Here is a 20392-nt window from a genome sequence, read left to right on the forward strand (position 1 = left end):
ACGGGGAGCCGATGATCTCGCTGGCGAAGCTGATCGATAGCGTAATCGACATCTACACCTGGGTCGTAATCGCGAGCGCCATCATGAGCTGGCTGGTGGCCTTCGGCGTGGTGAATGTCCGCAATCAGTTCATCCGGGTGGTCGTCGACATGCTGTTTCGGCTGACCGAGCCGGTGTTGCGTCCGATTCGGCGGATGCTCCCCAATCTCGGCGGCGTCGACATTTCGCCGGTGATCCTGCTGCTCGGCCTGTTCTTCCTGCGCAGCCTGCTGTGGGAGTATGTCTGGCCGGCCCTGATCCGCTGAGCGATCCGACCTTCCTGCGGCGTGCCAGGGACGGCGTCACGATCCAGCTGCGCGCCCAGCCGGGCGCCCGCCGCTCTGCGCTTCAGCTGACTGCCGAGGGTGCGCTCAAGGCCGCAGTGACGGCTCCCCCCGAGGATGGCAAAGCCAACGCCGCCGTGATCGCGCTGCTCGCCGAAGCATGGCGTCTGCCGAAGTCCAGCTTCGATGTGGTGCGCGGGGTGACGGCGCGAGACAAGACCGTGAGTGTGGCAGGCGATGTCGCCGTGCTCGCCGACCGGATAGCCGAATGGGTGCGCAAGCATGGCTGATGCAAAGTTGATCGACGGCAAGGCGTTCGCTATGGGCCTGCGCCAGCGCGTAGGGGCTGGCGTGGCAGATTACGTTGGCGGGGGCGGTCCCAAGCCTGGGCTGGCGACAGTGCTGGTCGGCGCCGATCCGGCCAGCCAGGTCTACGTGCGCAGCAAGGGCAAACTGGCCGTCGAACTGGGGATGGCGAGTTTCGACCGCAAGCTGCCGGCGGAGACCACGGAGCAAGAGCTGCTGGCGGTGATCGCCGAGCTCAACGCCGATCCGGCGGTCAATGGCATCCTGGTCCAGCTTCCGCTGCCCAAGCATATCGACACGGCCAAGGTGCTGCTGGCCATCGATCCTGCCAAGGATGTCGACGGCTTCCACCCGGTCAATGTCGGACGGCTGGGCTCCATCGCGCCGGGCGCACCGCTGGACTTCCCCGTTCCCTGCACACCGCTCGGCGTCACGATGCTGCTGCAGGATGCGCTAGGGCACCTGGCTGGCTCTAACGCCGTCGTCGTCGGCCGCTCGAATCTGGTCGGCCGGCCGGTGGCGCAGCTTCTGTTGCGCCTCGATTGTACGGTGACGATCACCCATTCGCGCACGCGCGACCTGCCGGCGCTCTGCCGACAGGCCGACATTCTCGTGGTGGCCATCGGCAGGACGGAGTTCGTACGCGGCGACTGGATCAAGCCGGGCGCCGCTGTGATCGACGTCGGCATCAACCGCATCCCGACCGCCGACGGCAAGAGCCGCCTGGTCGGCGACGTCGCCTTTGCCGAAGCGCAGAAGGTGGCCGGCTATCTCACGCCGGTGCCGGGCGGCGTCGGGCCGATGACCGTGGCCTGCCTGATGTACAATACGCTGCAAGCCGCGCGTCGTGTCGCCGGCCTGCCTTACGTGGCGGTCTGAACCACCGTTCTCAGTTCTTCAGCATGCCGGCGACCAGCGCCGTCACATTGTGCCGGATCATCTTCTCGTAGGTCGGCGCCGGCCCATTGGGGCCCGATAGCGCGTCGCTGTAGAGGCGCGGGCCCACGACGCCGCCTGATTCGCGCGCGACCTGGTCGATCAGGCCGGGGTTGGTCATGTTCTCGACGAACAGCGCCTTGATGCCCTGGTCGCGCACCTGGCGGATGAGTACCGCGACATCCTTGGCGGAGGGCTCGCTGCCGGTGTTGTAGCCGCGCGGCGACCTGAACTGCACGCCATAGGCCGCGGCGAAGTAACGAAATGAATCATGGCCGGTGATCGCCTTGCGTTTCTCGGCCGGTACTTTGGCGATCTCCTGCTTCACCCAGGCATCGAGCTCGGCCAGCCGCTTGTCGTAGAGTTCCGCGCGCTCGCGATAGCGGGCTGCATTCGCGGGATCGGCTTCGGAGAGGCCCTTGGCGATGTTCGCGACATAGACGCGGACACGGCCCACATCCTGCCAGCAGTGCGGATCGGGACCGTGGGCGTGGCTATGGCCCGGCGTCGGCGCCGCTTCGAGCGTCGGGACGCCGACTGTTGCGACGATGGCCCGTCCCTTGAAGGGAGCTGCCTTGGCCAGCCGGTCGATCCAGCCTTCGAAACCCAGGCCGTTGCTCACCAGAACGCGGGCTTCGGCGAGGGCGCGCGCATCGGCGGGACGGGGCTGGTAGGTGTGGGCATCGACATCGGCGCCGACGAGAGTGGATATTTCGGCGAGGTCTCCCGCCACTTCGGCCACGAGGTCGTTCAGGATCGAGAAGGTCGCGACGGCCTTGATCTTGGTTTGGGCGGAGGCCGGTGGTCCACCGGACAGGAGAGCGCCCAGGCAGAGAGCCAGGGAAAGAGCACGGATCAGCATTATGTTATGATATAACACTACGGCGGAAAGTCGAGCCACAGCGGCACGTGGCCGGTGGCCGCGAAGAACCGCTGCAGATCCTCGGTCGCGATCGCCGTGGTCATGGTGTTGACCAGCGGATGGGCGTTCACCGGCCCACCTTCGACCAGTCCGCGGTCCAGCGCCAGGCGCACGCTCCGCGAACCGTCGTTGATCAGGGCCAAAGGCGTCACCGAACCCGGTTCGACGCCAAGCTGGCGGCGCAGCCGGTCGGGGCTGCCGAAGGAGAGGCGGCCGGCGCCCAGCACTTCGCCCAGCCGCTTGAGGTCGACGGCACGGTCTTCGAGGGCCACGACCAGCCACATCTCCTCCTTTTTGTTGCGCAAGAAGAGGTTCTTGATGTGATGGCCGGGCAGGTTGCCGCGCAGTGCCTTTGCCTCCTCCACGGTGAAGACGGGGGGATGTTCGACGGTACGGTGGGCGATGCCCAGCGCTTCGAGGCGGTCGAATAACTGTTGCGGGGTGTGCATGGGCTCGTCTTACATGGCTCGAATGAAGGGAATCATTCTCTCGGGCGGCAGCGGCACGCGGCTCTACCCCATGACGCGGGCGGCCAACAAGCAGCTCCTGCCGGTCTACAACAAGCCGATGGTCTACTACCCGCTGACCACGCTGATGCTGGCGGGGTGCCGCGACATTCTGCTGATCGTCAACCCGGGCGACGTCGAGGCCTATCGCCGGCTGTTCGGCGACGGCCGTCAATGGGGCATCGATATCAGCTACGAGCCGCAGCCCAAGCCTGGCGGCATCGCCGAGGCGTTCCTGATCGGCCGCCAATTTATCGGCAGCTCGCGCGTCGGCCTGATCCTGGGCGACAATCTCTTCTACGGCGATTCACTGCCGGCGGTCGCGGAGCGTGGCGCCCAAGGAAAGGGGGCAGTGGTCTATGCCTATTGGGTGGCCGATCCTTCGGCCTATGGCGTCGTGGAGTTCGACGCTCAAGGCCGGCCCCTCAACATCGTCGAAAAGCCCAAGCAGCCCAAGTCGAACTGGGCGGTCACGGGCCTCTATTTCTATGATTCGGACGTCTGCGATGTCGCCGGCCAGATTCCGCGATCGGCGCGTGGCGAACTCGAGATCAGCGACATCAACGCACATTACCTGAAGGAAGGCCGGCTCACGGTCGAGAAGCTGGGCCGCGGCTATGCCTGGCTCGATACCGGGACGCCGTCGAGCCTGTTGCGCGCCGCCCAGTTCGTCGAGACGGTTGAAGATCGGCAAGGCCTGCAGATCGGTAGCCCCGAGGAAATCGCCTGGCGCAGGGGCTATATCGACGATGGTGCCTTCGAGAAGCTGATCCAGCCGATCCGCGAAAGCGAATACGGCAAATATCTGCAGCGGCTGCTGGCACGCGGCTGAGGTCGTGTCGGGCTCTTGCCAAGACGGTGGAAAAGCCCTATCAACGCCGCCTTCCGGCGACCTACCCAGCCGGATCGGAGCGCGGGCGTAGCTCAGGGGTAGAGCACGACCTTGCCAAGGTCGGGGTCGAGGGTTCGAATCCCTTCGCCCGCTCCATTGATCTAAGGGTACCAGGGGTCTTGATCGAAGCCCCCCGCTGGCGCATTGGGCGCGAATCATCCGAATTTTCCCACAATCGTGTTTCAAGCGTTCCCTGACGTGGCCGCAGTAGCTGTGCGCTGCAAAAGAATTTCTGGGTTTGCTCGATGGGCTGCGTATTGTCGGGCCGAGACCGCTTTTGCCGCCGTGCCCGAACCAATATCATTGCGCATTCGCGCCGCTCTGCCCGTTGGTTGTTGAAGTGATGATGCTTGCCGATCCCCCTCGGGGCTTTGCCAAAGTCTGGTCCGACTATCGGTGGAAAGTCGGCAATTCCCTCGACAGGCTGGGGTGCTGGCTTCTCGTCAATGCGCCCACGGTGGGGAAGCTCTACGCGGGCCTGTGGTCGCGTGGCCGGCCGCGGCTCGAACGGTATCCAGGGTGGACCTTCGCCGCCGAATATTTCATCGAGCGCCGCTGGACGGCGCTGCGCCGCGCGGCGCTGTGGGACTTCGCGCTGGAGCGAAAGCTCCGCGTGCCGCTGCGTGTGCCGTGGTACGCCGGCACGACTGTTGACGTCACCTTGGGCAACGACCAGAGCCTTTGCCTCTATGTCAGCGGATCTTTCGAGCCCAACGAGTTTGCCTTCATCGACCGCGTGCTTGCGCCGGGCATGACGGTCGTCGATGTCGGGGCGAATGACGGTCTCTACACCGTCTTCGCCGCTCGCCGCGTTGGCCCGTCGGGGCGTGTGCTGTCCGTCGAGCCGAGTTCGCGCGAGCGCACAAATCTCACGCGCAACATCGAGCGCAACAAACTGTCGAATGTCACGGTATGGCCGTCGGCGCTCGGTGCCGTTGCAGGCCAGGCAAACCTCAAGATCGCCCATGGATTGCATGCCGGTCACAATACCTTCGGCACTTTCGCCTATGACGACGTGCTGGCCGTCGATTCCGAACTGGTCGCCGTCGAAACCTTGGACGACGTCGTGCAGCGTCGCGCCCTGCCGCGTGTCGACTTCATCAAGGTCGATGTCGAAGGTGCCGAAGTGGGCGTTCTGCAGGGCGCCCGGCAGGTGTTGATGTCGTCGCGGCCGCTTCTTCTCCTCGAAGCCAACGAACCGGCGCTGCAGGCGCAGGGCACCAGCGTGCAAGAGCTTCTCTCTCTGCTCCGTTCCGAATTCGGCTACGACATTCTCGTCTTCTCGGCGCATACGGGTGGTGTCGAGATCATGAAAGAGGGAGCGGCCGTCTCGCCCAACATCGTGGCCGTCCCCCGTGAGCGGACGCCGGATGTTCTCGCCAAGGCCGCCTGATTGCGCCCGTCATCATGCCCGAAGTGAAACTGCCGCCGGTCGGCGTCGTCGTCACGAGCTACAATTGTGCGGCCTATATCGCCCAAGCCATCGAATCGGTGGCGCGGCAGACAGTCCACAATCTCGATATCGTCATCGTCGACGACGCGTCGCAAGACCGCACTGTCGACGCGATCCAGGAAACGTTGGCGAGGTTGAAGGACCGGCGGTTTCGTTTCGTGCCGCTGGCTTTGAATCTCGGGCAGACCGGAGCCGCTCGACGCGGTCTCGGCGAACTCGGCACGCCCTTCATCTGCTTTCTCGACGGCGACGATGTTTGGCACGAGACATTCGTCGAACGACATCTGGCCGCCCACCTCAACACCGACTTCCCTGTCGGGTTCACCTACTGCGATTCCCATGTCATCAATGGCGACGGCGAGCTGCTGGCCGGAACGGCCTGGTGGTTCGAGCGGCCGGTGGGCGATCCGCCCCATCGTCCGATCGAGCCGGGGGCTGCGCCGGCGATCGACGCAGCGAAGGGGGCGGCCAGCTTTCCGCTCAAGTCCAGCCTGACGCTCCATGCTGAATGGTCGCCGACCTGGTCTTGCAACAGCATGGCCTCCATGATGTTTCGGCGCGGCCTGATCGACCTGATTTACCCGGAAACCGACGAAGCCCTGCGGCTCTACCTCGATCACTATCTTTCGACATTCGGTGTGCTCATCGCCGGCGGCATCGCCATTCACGAGTCGCTTTATGCGTATCGGATGCATGGCAAGAACAATCACTCCACGGGATCGGTCGTCGGCGGCACCTTCGCGACGTCGCGTAACGACTGGAAGGCGATCAACCGCGATATCCTGCAGCTCATTCACAAGGAGATGCTGACCCGGCAGGACGAGCTCTGCACCGCCATAGGCACAGGGCATTTCAATCACTCACTCGCCCTGTTCGAGGCCGGCATCGCCGACATGAACCGCAGCGAGGACAAGGATACGATCGGCGAGGAAAACCAGGACGACAACCGTGGCGTGCTGGTCCGGCTGGGCAAGTTCTTCGGTAACGGCCGCTAGATGGCGATGGGCATGAGAACCAAGACGCTGGTCTTCGGCTCGATCTACTTCGCAATCCTGGCCGCCGTGACCCTGGTGGGCATCGAGGTTATCGCCACTTTCTTTAGCCCGTCCTGGCCGGCCTATGCGCTCCGGTCGATACCGCCGGTCAACAGCTTTCCGCCGGGCGCCGATCTGCCGGCGTGGATGGTGGCGCCGTTCAACTCGTGGGGCATGCGGGACCGCGAGCATGTCTTTGGCCCGGCGCCGGCCGGAACGGTGCGGACCGTCTTCGTCGGCGACAGCTTTGTGGAATTCCAGTCGCTGCGGCAAAGCCTGCCGGAGGCCGTGGAAGAGCGTCTTCTGAGGCAAAGCAAGAAGACCGTCGAAGCGGTCAATTTCGGGATCAGCGGGACGAATCCGAAAAGCTACTACTATCGCCTGCGCGACGTGGCGCTTCCGCTGTCGCCGGACGCCGTGTCGGTGTTCTTCTTCTCGGGCAACGATTTCCTGTTCGACAGCAACTTCCGGTGGGAATGGCTGCCGCCGCTGCTCGACGAATCGCCTGGCCGTTCGATTGTCGGCCGCGTGATGCCGCATACCAACTGGCTGCTGGTCAATCGGTTGCGCCTGTCCGAGGTGCTGAACAGCAACGAGCCGATTGAAGGTGAGTTCGCGACCCTGCAGCAGATCGTCAAGGAACCCAAGGAACAGGGGCTGACGAAGCTCGCGCAGCACATGAAGCGGCACTACTACCCGAATGTGCCGGAGCAGAAACTTAGAGAGATTCTGGCGCGGGGCGATGGGCGGCTGTTTGATCTGTTTGCAGCCAGATTGGACGATCAGGAATATCTCGCTGGCTGGTTGCCCAATCTCATTCTGCGTGCCGAACTTAAGCCGACATCGTTCAACAGCATCACGACAATTCAGCAAGCCGATGCCGCCCTCCACGAGAGCGTTATCGACGGGACTCTGTCGTGGCTGGTGGCCATGCATCGTCTGGCGCGCGAGCGCGGTGTCCCGTTTTCACTCTTCGTCATCCCAACGGGCGGAGTCGATCCGGCCTTCGTCGATTTCTGGTCACCCTGGCCGCATTACTACAGTTGGTATCTGCATTGCGACGCGATGCATGAGCGGCTCGTGCAGGCCCTTCGTGGCACTGATGTACCGTTTGTCGATCTGCGGCCGGCCTTCGCCGGCCGGGTCGATACTTATCGCAAGTCCGATGCGCATTGGACCGAGTATGGCCAGAGTCTGGCGGCGGATCGCATTGCCGAGCAGGTCGGGAATACCCTGAAGGCGAAACTCGACTGACGGCGCAGGTTGCGCGGTCTCGGCACGGTGTGCTTAACCACGAGCGTGAAAAGCTCGAACGATCCTACTTTGGAACAGGGCCTCGCCGTCGTCCGTACGGTGGCGGATCTGCGTCGCACCGTTGCCGCCTTCCGCAAGGCTGGCCGCACGGTTGGTCTGGTTCCGACGATGGGTGCCCTGCACGAAGGCCATATCAGCCTGGTGAAGGGCGCGCTCGAGCGCGGCGACATTCCCGTGACCAGCATCTTCGTCAATCCGACGCAGTTCGGCCCCAACGAGGATTTCGCAGCGTATCCCCGCGACGAGCAGGGTGATTTCGACAAGTTGCGCGACGCTGGCTGCCGCATCGTCTTCGCGCCGTCCAAGGACGAGATGTATCCTGGGCAACAGCTCACGACCGTCACGGTGACAGGTATTACGGACGGGCTTTGCGGTCCGTTGCGTCCCGGTCATTTCCAAGGTGTCGCGACCGTCGTTTCCAAGCTGCTGCTGATGGCGATGCCCGATCGGGCCTTCTTCGGTGAGAAGGACTACCAGCAGCTCCAGGTGATCAAGCGCATGGTGCGCGATCTTTCCATGCCGTTCGAGATCGTGGGCATGCCGACCGTGCGCGAAGCGGACGGCCTCGCGATGTCGTCGCGCAACCGTTACATGAATCCGACGGAACGCGCTGTCGCCACCGGCCTTTATCGCGAGCTCAATGCGGTCGCGAAGGCAGTTCGTGCGGGGGCGTCCTGTACGGCAGCCACGGCTGAGGCTTCCAAGGCATTGCTGGCCGGCGGCTTCGACAAGATCGAGTATCTGACGGTCGTCGATGCCGAAAGCCTGGAGCCACTGGAGAAGGTTTCAGGGCCGGCTCGTGTCATCGCCGCGGTGCGGCTCGGCCGCACCCGCCTGATCGACAACATCGCGGCTTAGACCGTTTTCAGCAGACTGACCGCATCCCACTCGCCGCTAACCGGACGCCGGTCGGGCATTTCATCGGGAAAGCCTAAGCGGCTTGTTCGAGTGTCGAAGCGACGTCGCGCGTCGTGACCCGCCGCAGGTCGCGCACTTTGCTCGTGTCGAACGGCCGGGCGCGATGCATGGTGCAGCGATTGTCCCAGATCACCAGATCGCCCTGCTTCCAGGCGTGCGAGTACGTGAACCTGGATTGGGTTGCGTGCTCGATCAGGTCCATCAGGAGCAGACGACCGTCGGCGACGGGCCGGCCGAGAATGTGCGAGGCGTGCGACGCGAGGTAGAGCGTCTTGCGATGCGAGCCGGGATGGGTGCGTACGACGCGCTGTGGCACCGGCGGCAGGGAGGCAAGTTCTTCCGCGCTGTACTTCACGACGCCGAGCTGTTCGCGCGAACGCCAGATCGAATGCTCCGCGACGAGACCTTCCAGCTCCTGCTTGGTCCGGTCGGGCAGCGCGTCATAGGCGGCGCGCATGTCCGCGAATTCCGTGTCGCCACCTTCGTCCGGAATGACATGGGCATAGAGCATGGAAAGGGCGCCCGGCACGCGGCGGAATGAGGCGTCGGTGTGCCAGAGCCGGTTGCCCAGCCCGTCGAGGCGGCGGCGCGAATCGGCTTCGAGCACCTTGCCGTTGCTGTCGAGGTTGGAAATGTCGGCGATCTCGTCCGCTAACAGGCGGTGTTTGATGTCGCGTTGCCGGAGCTTCGCGGCAGAGGCCTCGACGGGGCCGAAGTGGCGCGCGAAGGCGACCTGCCGTTCGTCGTCCAGTTTCTGGTCGTGAAAGATGACGACAGCGTAGCGGTTTATGGCAGCTTCGATAGCGTCGCGATCGGCCGGCCCCAGCGGGGCACCGAGATCGACGCCGGCAATCTCGGCAACGAACTCGGGATGCGTTGGCGTAACCGTGATGCTCACAACCGCCTCCTGCGGCTATAGTGCCAGCAACGATATTCTCTCCCAGGAAACGCCATGCCGCAAACGATGAAGCTCGCCCTGCTCGACGACTATCAGAGGGTCGCTCTGCGATTGGGCGACTGGGACCGCCTGCGCAAGCGCGGCATCGAGATCACCGTCTTCAACGAACCTTTCGCGTCGGTCGATGACGCGGCGCAAAAGCTGGCGCCCTTCGAAATTCTCGGCTTGCTGCGCGAGCGCACGGCGTTTCCGCGGGCGCTGATCGAGAAGCTGCCCAACCTTAAGTTCATGGTGTTGACCGGCGCCCGGGCGGCAAGCCTCGACGACAAGGCCGCGACCGAGCGCGGCATTCCGATTTCCACGACGCCGGGCGGCGGCTCGAATGCGCCCACGGCGGAGCTGGGCTGGGCGCTTCTGATGTCCTGCGCGCGCGACCTTGCCAAGGCCGAGCGGCTGATGCGCAGTGGTGGCTGGCATGACGGCATCCAGCAGATGAATGTGCTGGAGGGCAAGCGGCTCGGCATTCTGGGCCTCGGCAAGCTTGGCAGTCGCGTCGCGGGCTATGCCAAGGCCTTCGGCATGGAGGTCGTGGCCTGGAGCCAGAATCTCACGGCGGAGAAAGCCGGCGCCATCGGGGTCAAGTACGTCGGCAAAGACGAGCTGCTTTCGACCTCGGACTTCATTTCGATCCACCTTGCTTTGTCGGATCGCACGCGCGGGCTGATCGGCGCGGCCGAGCTGGCGAAGATGAAAAAGACGGCGATCCTGATCAACACGTCGCGCGGCCCGATCGTCGACGAGGCGGCGCTGATCGCGGCCCTCAGGAACGGCACGATCGCCCACGCCGGCCTCGACGTTTACGACAAGGAGCCGCTGCCGGCCGGGCACCCGCTGACCAAGCTGGAGAACGTCACCCTGGTGCCGCACCTGGGCTACGTGGTCGAGGACAGCTATCGCTACTTCTACAAGGGCACGATCGAGGACATCGAAGCCTGGTTGGACGGCAAGCCGATCAACGTCCTCAATCCGGATGCCCTCAAGAAGTAGGTGCGCGCAGGCGGGCTGCGATCAGCCATACGGCGCCGCCGAGAATTACGGCGGCGGAGAGCCATTCGCCCTTCGACAGGTTCGGGGGCGATAGCCAGCCGACCTGGGCGGCGGCGGCTTCCAGCACGATGGCGAAGAAGGGCATGGCGGTCAGCGCAATCAGATAGGTCTGAACGCCCGAGCGGTTGATGGTCCAGAAGCCGAGCCAGGTTCCAGGGGCGCGGAACACCACGCCGGCGATGATGGCATAGACCCAGAGTTCGACGCGCCCGAAGGCGTCGCCGCCACCGGCCCAGGGCGAGGCGATTACGCCCAGCAGACCGGCCAGCGACCAGACGAAGATCAACGCCAGCGATGCGGCGACCAGGATCTCGCCGGTGAAACGGCTGCGCGCGGCCGGGTCGGTCTCGCGATTGCGGGGGTGGTAGGCAATCATCCACGAGGCCGCGACGGCGACGGTCTCGGAAAGGACCAGCCAGGCGACGCCCCGCCAAGCCGTGTCCGAAGCCAGCGCCAGCACGAACGACACGATACCGGCGGCGAGCAGCAGCAGGCCCGGCCAGTCGCGCCTCGCGGGGGCTTGGCGGGTCAGGAGCCAGCCGGCGGCGGCGCCGATCAGCACGCTCATGGTCGATATCAGGGTGCTCTGCGTGACGGCGAGCCAGACGATGGCGGCCGACGTGGCGCCGTTGATGACGACGCGCATGAAGGCGTAGCTGATCGTCCACGGCGCCAGCAGGTCGCGCCAGCTTCCGGGCGTCCGGCGTCCGACCCAGAGCATGGCAAGGCCGGCGCTCAGGAGCTGCACCAGCGTATAGGCCCAGGCGTCGAGATGGGCGCCGCTGACGACATGGCGTGTGAACAGGAGATAGGTAGACCAGAGGAACGAGTTGCCCAGCGCGATGGCGAGGACATTGCCGCTCATCGGGCCGGTCATGATGGGCGCCTAGGTGCGGAAGCGCAGCAGCAGGTGGTTGACGCCGTTCAGCTTGACGTAGAGGTCTTCGAACTGTGTGTAGAAATCCTCCCACTGCGGCAGCCCGCCTTGGGCGCCGAGCGACGTGTAGATCTCGGCAACAGTACGACGGCCGTCGATCTGCGAGACGATGCGCGGCGCCAGCGACGGAAGCTGGGCCCGCCAGGGGAAGCCATCGAGGTTGGCGATCAAGGGGGCGCCCGGCTGCAGGCCGGCGGCGAGCTTCTGCGCATCCATTTCGCGCAGGACCGGGATCGCCGACGTGTCTTCGGGCCGTGCCACCGTGTCGAAGCCGGCGCGCGTAGCATAGAAAATATGGGTGCGCAGGTTGCCGGCCAGCCGTTCGGCGAAGGCGGCGCGTTCGATCAACGGCAGGGAACTGGTCTGCCGGGCGATCACCGGATCGCTCATGTAGGTGGCCGGCTCGTAGCGCACCGGCTCCAGGAAGGCGACAACGCGCAGGCCGGATGCGGCGGTCATCGCGCTGATCTCCGGCACCGTGAACGCCCGGTCGCAGCTGTGCAGCAGCAGGTCGTAGAGGCCCGCGTCGCCGCCGGTCACGTGATCGTTGAGGTAGGGATTGCGGCGGAACAGGTTGGTGGTGGGCAGGAAGCGGATGAGCCGCTTGGCCATCGCCAGCCGGTCTTCCAGCGCCATCGACAGCGGCGCCAGGGTTTGCAGCATCTGCTGCAAGGGATAGACGCCGCTGCGGCCGTATTCGCCATAGAGCATGACGCCGATGCCGCCCTCGGGGTGCAGGACGCTCGCCAGTGCCTGCATGCCGGCTGTCGGGTCGGGCAGGTGATGCAGCACACCGGTGCAATCGATGTAGTCGAACTGCCCGATCTTCATCGACGGCAGGTCGAGCAGGGAGCCGGTCAGGAACTGGATGTTGCGCAGGCCGCGGGCCTTGGCGCGGGCCTCGCAGACCTGCCGCGACGCCGTAGAAAGGTCAAGATAGACCACCTCGCCAGGACAGCGCCTGTCGACGAGTTGCTGGGCCAGCATGATGCAGGCATCGCCGGTGCCGCCGCCGGCCACGAGCGCCCGAAAGGGCCGGATGAAATTCAGCCGGCCCGAGAACAGGTAGTGGTTGATTTCGAGGATGTGGCTCGGTGTGCCCGTGACCAGCCTGATTGCCTCGTCGCGCGGGTCGCGCGCCGGATAGGGCAACGCTTCGTATTGGGCGCGGACTTCATCCAACGGCGACGGTACGGTCATTCGGGCCTTGTTTGACGACGGGCGGGGCGCTACCGGGAGGGCGGCGGCGCCAGCGAATCATTAGTGCAACAAATCAGGGGGCCATGAAAGGCTATTTCGGTATCGGTGTGGAAGGCATCAGCAAGGCTGTGAACGTGGGGACCTTGTTCCGGACCGCCCATGCCTTCGATGCAGCCTTCGTGTTCACGCTTCGCGCCCAGTACAACCGGCGGGAAGGCGGCCATAGCGATACCTCCGACACGCCACGCTCGGTGCCGACCTACCATTTCGGCGACCTCGAAAGCTTCCGCCTGCCTGTGGGCTGCCGGCTGATCGGCATCGAGATCACCGACGATGCGATCGAACTGCCGACCTTCCGGCACCCGCGCCAGGCCGCCTATATCCTGGGCGCCGAGCGGGAGGGGCTGTCGAAGGATGTGCAGTCTCTCTGCGACTACATCGTGAAGATTCCGATGCGTTTTTCGGTCAATCTCGGCGTCGCCGGGGCCTTGGTCATGTACGACCGGCTGGTGAGCCTTGGCCGCCACGCCCCGCGCCCGGTTGCCGAGGGGGCGCCCACGGAGGCGGTCGAGCTGCCGGTATTCGGCGAGCCGATGTACAAGCGCCGCCAGCGCCTGCGGCAAAAAGCCGAGGCAAAACAATAGATTGGCCCAAGCATTTTTCAGCCTGCCGAGCTTGGCTGGCTGAGAAATGCTCTCGCGTAGTTGCGCCGGAGGGGCGGCGCGACTATCTCACGCGCTCCATGGCCATTCTGCCCTCCGAACCGCTGCAAATCGTCGAGCCGCGCCCCGCGCACGGCCGCAACGACCTGCGCCGCAACCTGATCGGCCTGTCGCGCGACGATCTGAAGACGACGCTCGTCGAGGCGGGGCTCGAGCCGTTCCGCGCGCGTCAGGTCTGGCAGTGGATCTACTGGCATGGCGTCACCGATTTCGAGCGCATGACCAACATCGCCAAGAAGACGCGCGACCGGCTGGCCGAGCTCTTCGTCATCGCGCGCCCCGAGATCGTGACCGAGCAGCGTTCGGTCGACGGCACGCGCAAATGGCTGCTGCGATTCCCCGACGGCAACGAGGCCGAGACGGTCAACATTCCGGAGCAGGATCGCGGGTCGGTCTGCGTCTCCAGCCAGGTCGGCTGCACGCTCACCTGCACTTTCTGCCACACCGGCACCCAGCCGCTGGTGCGCAACCTGGCGCCGGACGAGATCGTCGGTCAGTTTATGGTGGCGCGCGACAGCTACGGCGAATGGCCGACGCCGACCGAGACGACGCGCATGCTCTCCAACATCGTCATGATGGGCATGGGCGAGCCGCTGTACAATTTCGACAATGTGGCGACCGCGCTGAAGATCGTCATGGACGAGCAGGGCATCGCGCTCAGTCGTCGTCGCATCACGCTCTCGACCTCAGGCGTCGTGCCGATGATTCCCAAGGTGGGCGACGTGCTCGACGTCAACCTCGCGGTATCGCTGCATGCCGTGAACGACGAGGTGCGCGACACGCTGGTGCCGATCAACAAGAAGTGGCCGATCGCCGAGCTGCTGGCCGCCTGCGCCGCCTATCCCGGCGCCCGGAACAGCCGGCGCATCACCTTCGAATACGCCATGCTGAAAGGCGTCAACGACAGCGACGCCGATGCCCGAGAGCTGGTGCGTATCCTGAAGCCGATCCACGCCAAGGTGAACCTGATCCCGTTCAACCCGTGGCCGGGCGCTCCTTACGAGTGCAGCTCCAACAATCGCATCCATCGCTTCGCCGAGATCGTGAACGACGGCGGCCTCAGCGCGCCGGTGCGCACGCCGCGTGGCCGCGACATCTTCGCTGCCTGCGGCCAGCTCAAGAGCGCGAGCCAGCGCGGCCGGCGCGAAAAGGTCGTTCTCTAATCGGGCCTCAGCCCTTCGTGTAAGCGTTGACGCACGCGAGGAAGGCCCGCTCGCTGGCGACCGGCTTCAGCCCTGCCGCATTACACCAGGCGTCGATGCTGCCGTTCGCATACTCCGCGTAATACGGCTCGTGGAAGTAGTAGGGGAAGAGGTCGAGCAGGCCGTCCCAGTCCGGCTTGTCGCCCTTCTGGATCGACTCGACGATCACGACCAGCCCGCCGTGCTTCACGACGCGCGCCATCTCTGCCAGGGCCTCGGCGCGAACCTTCTTCGGCAGCTCGTGCAGCAGGAACGAGGAGACCACGAGGTCGAGGCTGGCATCGTCGAAGGGCAACGCTTCGGCCGCGGCCTCGAGAAGCTTTACGCGCGCGGTGCGGCCGATGAGACGGCGGGCTTCCTCCAGGTAAGGCGCGCTGAGGTCGATGCCGGTAAGCCTCATGCCCGGCCAGGCGCCATGCAGGAAGGCGAGCAGCCGACCGGTGCCGCAGCCGATATCGAGACCCAGCACCTCGCGCTGGCGGCGTCCCTTCATCCATTCGGCGATCGGCCGCAGCATGCGTCGGCGCATGGCGTCGGCGGCGCCGGTGAACAGCACCTCGACCTGCGTGTCGTAGATCGTCGCGGACTCCTCAGTGAGCCAGCCGCCGCTCTGGAAGTGGAAATTCTGCCGGTAGTAGCGCGGCAGGTGCGCATTGGCTTCGTGGTGGTTCGGCTCGTCGTTGATGCGGCCGTGGCGGCGGGCGTCGACCTTGGGTAGGTCGCGGAAATAGAGCGCGCTGCGGCGCAACAGCTCGGCCGGATCGGGGCCGGGCAGGGTGGGGGCGGCAAACAGTCCGGCCGCGATATCCTGCCATTCCCGCTCGAACAGGCCACGCAGGTCGGCCGTCAGCTCGGCCCGGGTCGGGGTCGGCCCTATGGGAAAATCAGGCTTCGGCAGGGGCTTCAGCAGGCGGCGGCCGGCCGCATAGTGGCCGGCATACCAAGCGACCCGCGCGGTCTGGCGGGCGGCGTAGCTCAGGCGGTCGAGGGCGGAAACCATGTGCGACGGAACTGTTCTGCCCATTATAGCGACTTTGCGGCACCCTTGCCCCAACGGGGTCGGCCGCTATATTCGCGCGCCTTCACCGAACGGACACGAAAGCCGCCAGCATGAGCGTTTCTTATACCGGCCCCCACAGGAAGGGCGACATCAAGAAGGTCGTCCTGGCCTATTCCGGCGGCCTCGACACTTCGGTGATCCTGAAGTGGCTGCAGACCACCTATGCCTGCGAGGTGGTGACCTACACCGCCGACCTTGGCCAGGGCGAGGAGCTCGGGCCGGCACGTCAGAAGGCGGAACTGCTGGGTATCAAGCCGCAGAACATCTTCATCGACGATGTGCGCGAAGAGTTCGTGAAGGACTTCGTCTTTCCGATGTTCCGTGCCAACGCCCTCTACGAGGGCCAGTACCTGCTCGGCACCTCGATCGCCCGGCCGCTGATCGCCAAGCGCCAGATCGAGATCGCGCGCGAGGTCGGCGCCGATGCCGTCTGTCACGGCGCCACCGGCAAGGGCAACGACCAGGTCCGCTTCGAGCTCAGCTACTATGCGCTGAAGCCCGACATCAAGGTGATCGCGCCTTGGCGCGAGTGGGAACTCACCTCGCGCACCAAGCTGCTCGAGTTCGCCGAGACGCATCAGATTCCCATCGCCAAGGACAAGCGCGGCGAGGCGCCGTTCTCGGTCGACGCCAACCTCCTGCACTCCTCCAGCGAGGGCAAGATCCTGGAAGATCCCTGGGAGGAGGCCGACGAGATCGTCTATCAGCGCACCATCTCGCCCGAGGCCGCGCCCGACAAGGCGACCTACATCACCATCGACTTCGAGAAGGGCGATCCTGTCGCCATCGACGGCGTGAAGATGTCGCCCGCGACCCTGCTCACCAAGCTGAACGAGCTGGGCAAGGCCAACGGCATCGGCCGCCTCGACCTGGTCGAGAACCGCTTCGTCGGCATGAAGAGCCGCGGCATCTACGAGACGCCGGGCGGTACGATCCTCTACGCGGCGCATCGCGGCATCGAATCGATCACCCTCGACCGCGGTGCGGGGCACCTCAAGGACGAGCTGATGCCGAAGTATGCCGAGCTGGTCTATTTCGGCTTCTGGTACTCGCCGGAGCGCGAGATGCTCCAGGCCCTGATCGACAAGAGCCAGGAGAACGTCACCGGCACGGTGCGGCTCAAGCTCTACAAGGGCAACACCACGGTCGTCGGCCGCAAGTCGCCCAAGTCTCTCTACTCGATGCAGCACGTGACCTTCGAGGAAGACCAGGGCGCCTACGATCAGCGCGACGCCGAAGGGTTCATCAAGCTGAACGCACTGCGCCTCAGGCTGCGGGCCCTGGGCCAGGGCGGACCGAAGACCTGATCTTCGGGCTCCCCTAGGTCAATTCGTCCTTCGATGTCATCGCCTGGGTGACATCGATGGCAGCGTTCCGGCTGACTATCCGCCCTCTCCTCCGGGGGCCGAAAAACACCGAGCATGCCCGGTTTTTCGCCGTTCCGGACGAAATCTTGCTGTTTTTCGGTCGGACCGCGGCGGCGGCGGGTAATCCATTCTGTGAAATGAGGAGTGCGGCAACCCTGTGCGGCTTGCCAGCTTTGACACCGGGCGGTCCTTTTCTTGGGCTGGGCTCACGCCGGCTAAACCGCTAAGCAAGCCGTTGCACGACGTTGTTTCTTACGGAGTCTCTGATGCCTTTCGATGACGGCGACCGTCCGGGACGGGGGCGCGGCACGAGCGAGCGGGCGATAAACCTGCCGCCGGCCGTACTCTGGCTGATCGGCATCAACGTCGCCGTCCAGCTGTTGCGCCAACTGCTGGGTGAACAGGCCGACCAGGAGATCATCCTGCGGTTCGGGCTGGTCCCCGCCGCCTATACGTCGGACCCGAACCACGATCTCCTTTCGCTCATCGTGGCGCCCATCACCTATCAGTTCCTGCATGGCGGCTGGATGCATCTCGGCATCAATATGCTGACCTTGGCGGCCTTCGGCGCGCCGGTCGAGCGGCTGCTGGGCGTGAAGCGGTTTGTCCTGTTCTACTTGGTGTGCGGTGTGGTGTCGGGCTTCGTGCACATCCTGGTCTATCCGGGCTCGCCCGATCCCGTGGTCGGCGCTTCGGGATCGATCAGCGGTGTCTTCGGCGCCGTGCTCATGTTGATGCGCTACGTCGGCAGCCTGACCTCGCTGTTGCCGGTTGCCGCCATCTGGATTGGTCTCAACGTCTTCTTTGGCCTGTTCGGTGGTGCGCCCGGAGCTGGCGGCGAGTCGATTGCCTGGGTGGCGCATATCGCTGGTTTTGTCTTTGGCCTCCTGGCCATCCGCTTCTTTGCACCTCGCCTAACGAACGGACCGACTTAGCCGGTTAACAAACCGGGCTATAGTCGGGGCATGGCCGAACAGGCGATTCCCTTGCGCCGCACGCTCCTCGCCAACGCGGTGGTGCTGGCCCCATCCTGGGGCGCGCTCGTCATTCTCTACGGCGTGGGCGAGCTCAATGGTCGCGCCACGCTGATTGCCATGGCAGGCATCGCCCTCCTCACCGGGCTGCTGGTGCAGCGCTATCTCGGCACGCTGGCGCGCTTTGCCCGCTTCGTCGGCGAACTCTCCGACGAGCGCGAGCCGGTCATGCCGCGGCTCTCGTTCGCGCCGGCCACCGAGGAACTGGCAACGGCGGCGGCGACCCTGGCGGTCGGCTGGCGCCGCCAACGCGCTTCTATCGACAATCTGGCGGCTTCCGCCCAGGCGATCGTCGACGGCCTGCCCGATCCGCTGATTTCGGTCGATCGCCAGCGCCGAATCGTGCGCACCAATCTTGCGGCTGCTTCGCTGCTCGGCGCTGTTGGCCCCGAACGCGATCTATCGACGGTGTTGCGCCAGCCGCAACTTCTTGCGGCCGTCGATGCCTTGCTCGAAACGGGCGCCGACGGCAACTTCTCCAGGGCCGACCAGATCGCGGTGGAGCTGGCGCTGGCTGGACCGCCCGAACTCGACCTCATCGCCCATCTGCGCCGCTTACCGCGCGCCGCGGCTGACGGCTCGCTGGCGCTGATCGTGCTGCACGATACGACGGCGTTGCGCCGCGCCGAGCGCATGCGCGCCGATTTCGTGGCCAATGCCAGTCACGAGCTCAAGACGCCGATCGCGGGCCTCGCGGGCTTCATCGAAACCCTGCGCGGGCCGGCGCGCGACGATGCCGCGGCGCGCGAGCGCTTCCTCGGCATCATGGCCGAGCAGGCTGACCGGATGCGCCGGCTGGTCGACGATCTCCTGATGCTGTCGCGCATCGAGCAGCACGAGCACGCGCGGCCGGATGCCGCCGTCGATCTCGGCCGTGTGTTGCATTCGGTAATGGATCTGCTGCAGCTCAAGGCCTCCTCGCGCAACGTGAAGATCGAGCTCGACCTCGACCCAGCACTGCCGCCGGCCGTCGGCGATTTCGACGAGCTCACGATCGTGTTTCAGAACCTGATCGACAACGCCGTGAAGTATGCACGGCCGGCCACGGCCGTACGGATTGCGGTGCGTCCGGTTGGCCCGGATCGGGTGGCTGTCGCCGTGAGCGACGAGGGCGATGGCATTCCCGCTACCCATCTGCCGCGCCTCACCGAGCGCTTCTATCGGGTCGATACCGCGCGCTCGCGCCAGCTCGGCGGAACGGGTCTCGGTTTGGCCATCGTGAAGCATGTGGTCAACCGCCATCGCGGCCGGCTCGACATCCAGAGCAGTCCCGGCAAGGGCTCGACGTTTACGGTGACTTTGCCCGCCGTGCGATAGCTCTTCTCCACCGATCGTCTTTTCTTTGTAATCGAACCGTAGCGCCATCGCAGCCTGTGGCCGCTACCCACCGACTGGGCAACGCCTTGGGCAGGTTGGGGGTACGGTGCTGCGACTGGAAGGGATTACCAAGAGCTTTGGCGGCAAGCATGCCGTCGACGGCGTGTCTCTCACCGTGCCCGTTGGTCAGCTTGTCGGCGTGATCGGCCGGTCCGGCGCCGGCAAGTCGACCTTGCTGCGCATGATCAATCGCCTGGGCGAGCCGACGTCCGGCCGCATCCTGTTCGGCGACACTGATATCACAGCCCTGCGTGGTCGCCCGCTGCGGGCCTGGCGGGCGCGATGCGCCATGATCTTCCAGCAGTTCAACCTTGCGGGCCGGCTCGATGTGCTGACCAACGTGTTGATGGGTCGCGCCTTCCATATGCCACCCTCGCGCGCGCTTCTGAAGATGTGGACCGACGACGAGAAGGCGCAGGCGCTGTCGGCACTCGAGAGCCTCGACATGGCGCGGCTGGCCGGCCAGCGCGCCGAGACCCTGTCCGGTGGCCAGCAGCAGCGGGTCGCCATCGCCCGCGCGTTGGTCCAGGAACCCGACATCGTGCTGGCCGACGAGCCGATCGCCTCGCTTGATCCGCGCAACACGCAGGTGGTGATGGATGCGCTGCAGCACATCAACCGCCATCTCGGCATCACCGTGATCTGCAACCTCCACAGCCTCGATCTAGCGCGCAGCTACTGCGACCGGCTGGTCGGCATGTCCGGCGGCCGGGTGGTGTTCGACGGTGCTCCGGCCGCCCTCACCGATGCCACGGCCCGCGATCTCTATGGGCTCGAGGCGGGCGATGTGGTCGGCCATGCCGCTCCGCCCCCGATGTTGCCGGCTGGCATCCGGCCGGGCTTTGCCCTCGCGGGCTCCTGATCTCTCTCGCGTTGCTGCGTCT

The 20392-nt window shown here is 65.1% G+C and carries 21 protein-coding genes and 1 tRNA gene; 16 read left to right on the top strand and 6 right to left on the bottom strand.

What is annotated here, in order from left to right:
• The first annotated feature begins 11 nt into the window (after positions 1-11).
• The 3 genes from BN60_RS25560 to folD are packed head-to-tail and all read left to right on the top strand — an operon-like array spanning position 12 to position 1508.
• Positions 12-305 (top strand): YggT family protein, encoded by a 294-nt coding sequence (locus BN60_RS25560; protein ID WP_020699029.1) that lies wholly within the window; start codon positions 12-14, stop codon positions 303-305.
• Positions 272-613, top strand: a complete 342-nt coding sequence (locus BN60_RS25565) for a DUF167 domain-containing protein (RefSeq protein WP_020699030.1) — start codon at positions 272-274, stop codon at positions 611-613. Before BN60_RS25560 ends, BN60_RS25565 begins: the two co-directional genes overlap by 34 nt.
• Positions 606-1508: a bifunctional methylenetetrahydrofolate dehydrogenase/methenyltetrahydrofolate cyclohydrolase FolD gene (gene folD / locus BN60_RS25570; protein ID WP_020699031.1), complete on the top strand. Its 903-nt coding sequence runs from the start codon at positions 606-608 to the stop codon at positions 1506-1508. The genes BN60_RS25565 and folD overlap by 8 nt, the downstream gene beginning before the upstream one ends.
• 10 nt (positions 1509-1518) lie before the next feature.
• On the opposite strand, the gene BN60_RS25575 is transcribed toward folD, so the two are convergent.
• Positions 1519-2427 (bottom strand): metal ABC transporter solute-binding protein, Zn/Mn family, encoded by a 909-nt coding sequence (locus tag BN60_RS25575; RefSeq protein WP_020699032.1) that lies wholly within the window; start codon positions 2425-2427, stop codon positions 1519-1521.
• 17 nt (positions 2428-2444) lie between these two features.
• The gene (locus BN60_RS25580; RefSeq protein ID WP_020699033.1) at positions 2445-2936 is read right to left on the bottom strand and encodes a prolyl-tRNA synthetase associated domain-containing protein; all 492 of its coding nucleotides are present in this window, start codon (positions 2934-2936) and stop codon (positions 2445-2447) included.
• A gap of 22 nt (positions 2937-2958) precedes the next feature.
• On the opposite strand from BN60_RS25580, the gene rfbA reads away from it, so the two are divergent.
• From rfbA to panC, 6 genes are all read left to right on the top strand, one after another.
• The gene (rfbA, locus tag BN60_RS25585; RefSeq protein WP_020699034.1) at positions 2959-3825 is read left to right on the top strand and encodes a glucose-1-phosphate thymidylyltransferase RfbA; all 867 of its coding nucleotides are present in this window, start codon (positions 2959-2961) and stop codon (positions 3823-3825) included.
• Positions 3826-3906: 81 nt separating this feature from the next.
• Positions 3907-3981 (top strand) — tRNA-Gly (locus BN60_RS25590).
• Between the two features lie 247 nt (positions 3982-4228).
• The gene (locus BN60_RS25595; protein WP_020699035.1) at positions 4229-5278 is read left to right on the top strand and encodes an FkbM family methyltransferase; all 1050 of its coding nucleotides are present in this window, start codon (positions 4229-4231) and stop codon (positions 5276-5278) included.
• Positions 5279-5292: 14 nt separating this feature from the next.
• Complete coding sequence (locus BN60_RS25600) at positions 5293-6333, top strand: glycosyltransferase (RefSeq protein ID WP_043284345.1); 1041 nt, start codon at positions 5293-5295, stop codon at positions 6331-6333.
• Positions 6334-6519: 186 nt separating this feature from the next.
• Positions 6520-7626 carry an SGNH/GDSL hydrolase family protein gene (locus BN60_RS25605; RefSeq protein ID WP_177324862.1) on the top strand — a complete coding sequence of 369 codons (1107 nt, stop codon included), beginning with the start codon at positions 6520-6522 and terminating at the stop codon, positions 7624-7626.
• Between the two features lie 45 nt (positions 7627-7671).
• Entirely contained in the window at positions 7672-8544 is an 873-nt protein-coding gene (gene panC / locus BN60_RS25610; protein ID WP_245539842.1) for a pantoate--beta-alanine ligase, read from the top strand.
• Positions 8545-8617: 73 nt separating this feature from the next.
• On the opposite strand, the gene BN60_RS25615 is transcribed toward panC, so the two are convergent.
• Positions 8618-9502 carry a TauD/TfdA dioxygenase family protein gene (locus BN60_RS25615; protein ID WP_020699038.1) on the bottom strand — a complete coding sequence of 295 codons (885 nt, stop codon included), beginning with the start codon at positions 9500-9502 and terminating at the stop codon, positions 8618-8620.
• A 54-nt stretch (positions 9503-9556) separates the two neighbouring features.
• Here BN60_RS25615 and BN60_RS25620 point away from each other — a divergent pair, with 54 nt between their 5' ends.
• On the top strand, positions 9557-10549 hold the full coding sequence (locus tag BN60_RS25620; RefSeq protein WP_020699039.1) for a D-2-hydroxyacid dehydrogenase family protein: 993 nt from the start codon (positions 9557-9559) through the stop codon (positions 10547-10549).
• On the opposite strand, the gene BN60_RS25625 is transcribed toward BN60_RS25620, so the two are convergent.
• Together BN60_RS25625 and BN60_RS25630 are read right to left on the bottom strand one after the other, a co-directional pair.
• On the bottom strand, positions 10539-11486 hold the full coding sequence (locus tag BN60_RS25625; protein ID WP_020699040.1) for an EamA family transporter: 948 nt from the start codon (positions 11484-11486) through the stop codon (positions 10539-10541). The genes BN60_RS25620 and BN60_RS25625 overlap by 11 nt on opposite strands.
• Positions 11487-11495: 9 nt before the next feature.
• Positions 11496-12746: a class I SAM-dependent methyltransferase gene (locus tag BN60_RS25630; protein ID WP_020699041.1), complete on the bottom strand. Its 1251-nt coding sequence runs from the start codon at positions 12744-12746 to the stop codon at positions 11496-11498.
• Between the two features lie 83 nt (positions 12747-12829).
• Between BN60_RS25630 and BN60_RS25635 the strand changes: the two genes are divergently transcribed.
• On the top strand, positions 12830-13390 hold the full coding sequence (locus BN60_RS25635) for an RNA methyltransferase (protein WP_020699042.1): 561 nt from the start codon (positions 12830-12832) through the stop codon (positions 13388-13390).
• 98 nt (positions 13391-13488) lie between these two features.
• Positions 13489-14631 carry a dual-specificity RNA methyltransferase RlmN gene (gene rlmN, locus BN60_RS25640; protein WP_020699043.1) on the top strand — a complete coding sequence of 381 codons (1143 nt, stop codon included), beginning with the start codon at positions 13489-13491 and terminating at the stop codon, positions 14629-14631.
• A gap of 7 nt (positions 14632-14638) precedes the next feature.
• Here rlmN and BN60_RS25645 read toward each other — a convergent pair whose 3' ends face one another.
• Positions 14639-15670, bottom strand: a complete 1032-nt coding sequence (locus BN60_RS25645) for a class I SAM-dependent methyltransferase (RefSeq protein ID WP_020699044.1) — start codon at positions 15668-15670, stop codon at positions 14639-14641.
• A 110-nt stretch (positions 15671-15780) separates the two neighbouring features.
• Between BN60_RS25645 and BN60_RS25650 the strand changes: the two genes are divergently transcribed.
• The 4 genes from BN60_RS25650 (at position 15781) to phnC (ending at position 20370) form a co-directional block, all read left to right on the top strand.
• Positions 15781-17037, top strand: a complete 1257-nt coding sequence (locus BN60_RS25650) for an argininosuccinate synthase (RefSeq protein ID WP_020699045.1) — start codon at positions 15781-15783, stop codon at positions 17035-17037.
• Between the two features lie 326 nt (positions 17038-17363).
• The gene (locus tag BN60_RS25655; RefSeq protein WP_020699046.1) at positions 17364-18032 is read left to right on the top strand and encodes a rhomboid family intramembrane serine protease; all 669 of its coding nucleotides are present in this window, start codon (positions 17364-17366) and stop codon (positions 18030-18032) included.
• Between the two features lie 30 nt (positions 18033-18062).
• Positions 18063-19448 carry an ATP-binding protein gene (locus BN60_RS25660; RefSeq protein WP_020699047.1) on the top strand — a complete coding sequence of 462 codons (1386 nt, stop codon included), beginning with the start codon at positions 18063-18065 and terminating at the stop codon, positions 19446-19448.
• Between the two features lie 106 nt (positions 19449-19554).
• Entirely contained in the window at positions 19555-20370 is an 816-nt protein-coding gene (gene phnC / locus BN60_RS25665; RefSeq protein WP_020699048.1) for a phosphonate ABC transporter ATP-binding protein, read from the top strand.
• Positions 20371-20392 lie beyond the last annotated feature (22 nt).

Source organism: Reyranella massiliensis 521 (genome assembly GCF_000312425.1).
GTDB classification, from domain to species: Bacteria; Pseudomonadota; Alphaproteobacteria; order Reyranellales; family Reyranellaceae; genus Reyranella; species Reyranella massiliensis.

Bases quoted from the DNA above. Each gene is read 5' to 3' on its own strand.
- rfbA (WP_020699034.1), top strand. From the start codon at position 2,959: ATGAAGGGAATCATTCTCTCGGGCGGCAGCGGCACGCGGCTCTACCCC.
- BN60_RS25595 (WP_020699035.1), top strand. From the start codon at position 4,229: ATGATGCTTGCCGATCCCCCTCGGGGCTTTGCCAAAGTCTGGTCCGAC.
- BN60_RS25650 (WP_020699045.1), top strand. From the start codon at position 15,781: ATGAGCGTTTCTTATACCGGCCCCCACAGGAAGGGCGACATCAAGAAG.
- BN60_RS25635 (WP_020699042.1), top strand. From the start codon at position 12,830: ATGAAAGGCTATTTCGGTATCGGTGTGGAAGGCATCAGCAAGGCTGTG.
- BN60_RS25605 (WP_177324862.1), top strand. From the start codon at position 6,520: ATGGTGGCGCCGTTCAACTCGTGGGGCATGCGGGACCGCGAGCATGTC.
- BN60_RS25620 (WP_020699039.1), top strand. From the start codon at position 9,557: ATGCCGCAAACGATGAAGCTCGCCCTGCTCGACGACTATCAGAGGGTC.
- BN60_RS25660 (WP_020699047.1), top strand. From the start codon at position 18,063: ATGGCCGAACAGGCGATTCCCTTGCGCCGCACGCTCCTCGCCAACGCG.
- BN60_RS25575 (WP_020699032.1), bottom strand. From the start codon at position 2,427: ATGCTGATCCGTGCTCTTTCCCTGGCTCTCTGCCTGGGCGCTCTCCTG.
- BN60_RS25655 (WP_020699046.1), top strand. From the start codon at position 17,364: ATGCCTTTCGATGACGGCGACCGTCCGGGACGGGGGCGCGGCACGAGC.
- BN60_RS25580 (WP_020699033.1), bottom strand. From the start codon at position 2,936: ATGCACACCCCGCAACAGTTATTCGACCGCCTCGAAGCGCTGGGCATC.
- rlmN (WP_020699043.1), top strand. From the start codon at position 13,489: ATGGCCATTCTGCCCTCCGAACCGCTGCAAATCGTCGAGCCGCGCCCC.
- folD (WP_020699031.1), top strand. From the start codon at position 606: ATGGCTGATGCAAAGTTGATCGACGGCAAGGCGTTCGCTATGGGCCTG.
- BN60_RS25645 (WP_020699044.1), bottom strand. From the start codon at position 15,670: ATGGTTTCCGCCCTCGACCGCCTGAGCTACGCCGCCCGCCAGACCGCG.
- BN60_RS25630 (WP_020699041.1), bottom strand. From the start codon at position 12,746: ATGACCGTACCGTCGCCGTTGGATGAAGTCCGCGCCCAATACGAAGCG.
- BN60_RS25625 (WP_020699040.1), bottom strand. From the start codon at position 11,486: ATGACCGGCCCGATGAGCGGCAATGTCCTCGCCATCGCGCTGGGCAAC.
- BN60_RS25560 (WP_020699029.1), top strand. From the start codon at position 12: ATGATCTCGCTGGCGAAGCTGATCGATAGCGTAATCGACATCTACACC.
- BN60_RS25600 (WP_043284345.1), top strand. From the start codon at position 5,293: ATGCCCGAAGTGAAACTGCCGCCGGTCGGCGTCGTCGTCACGAGCTAC.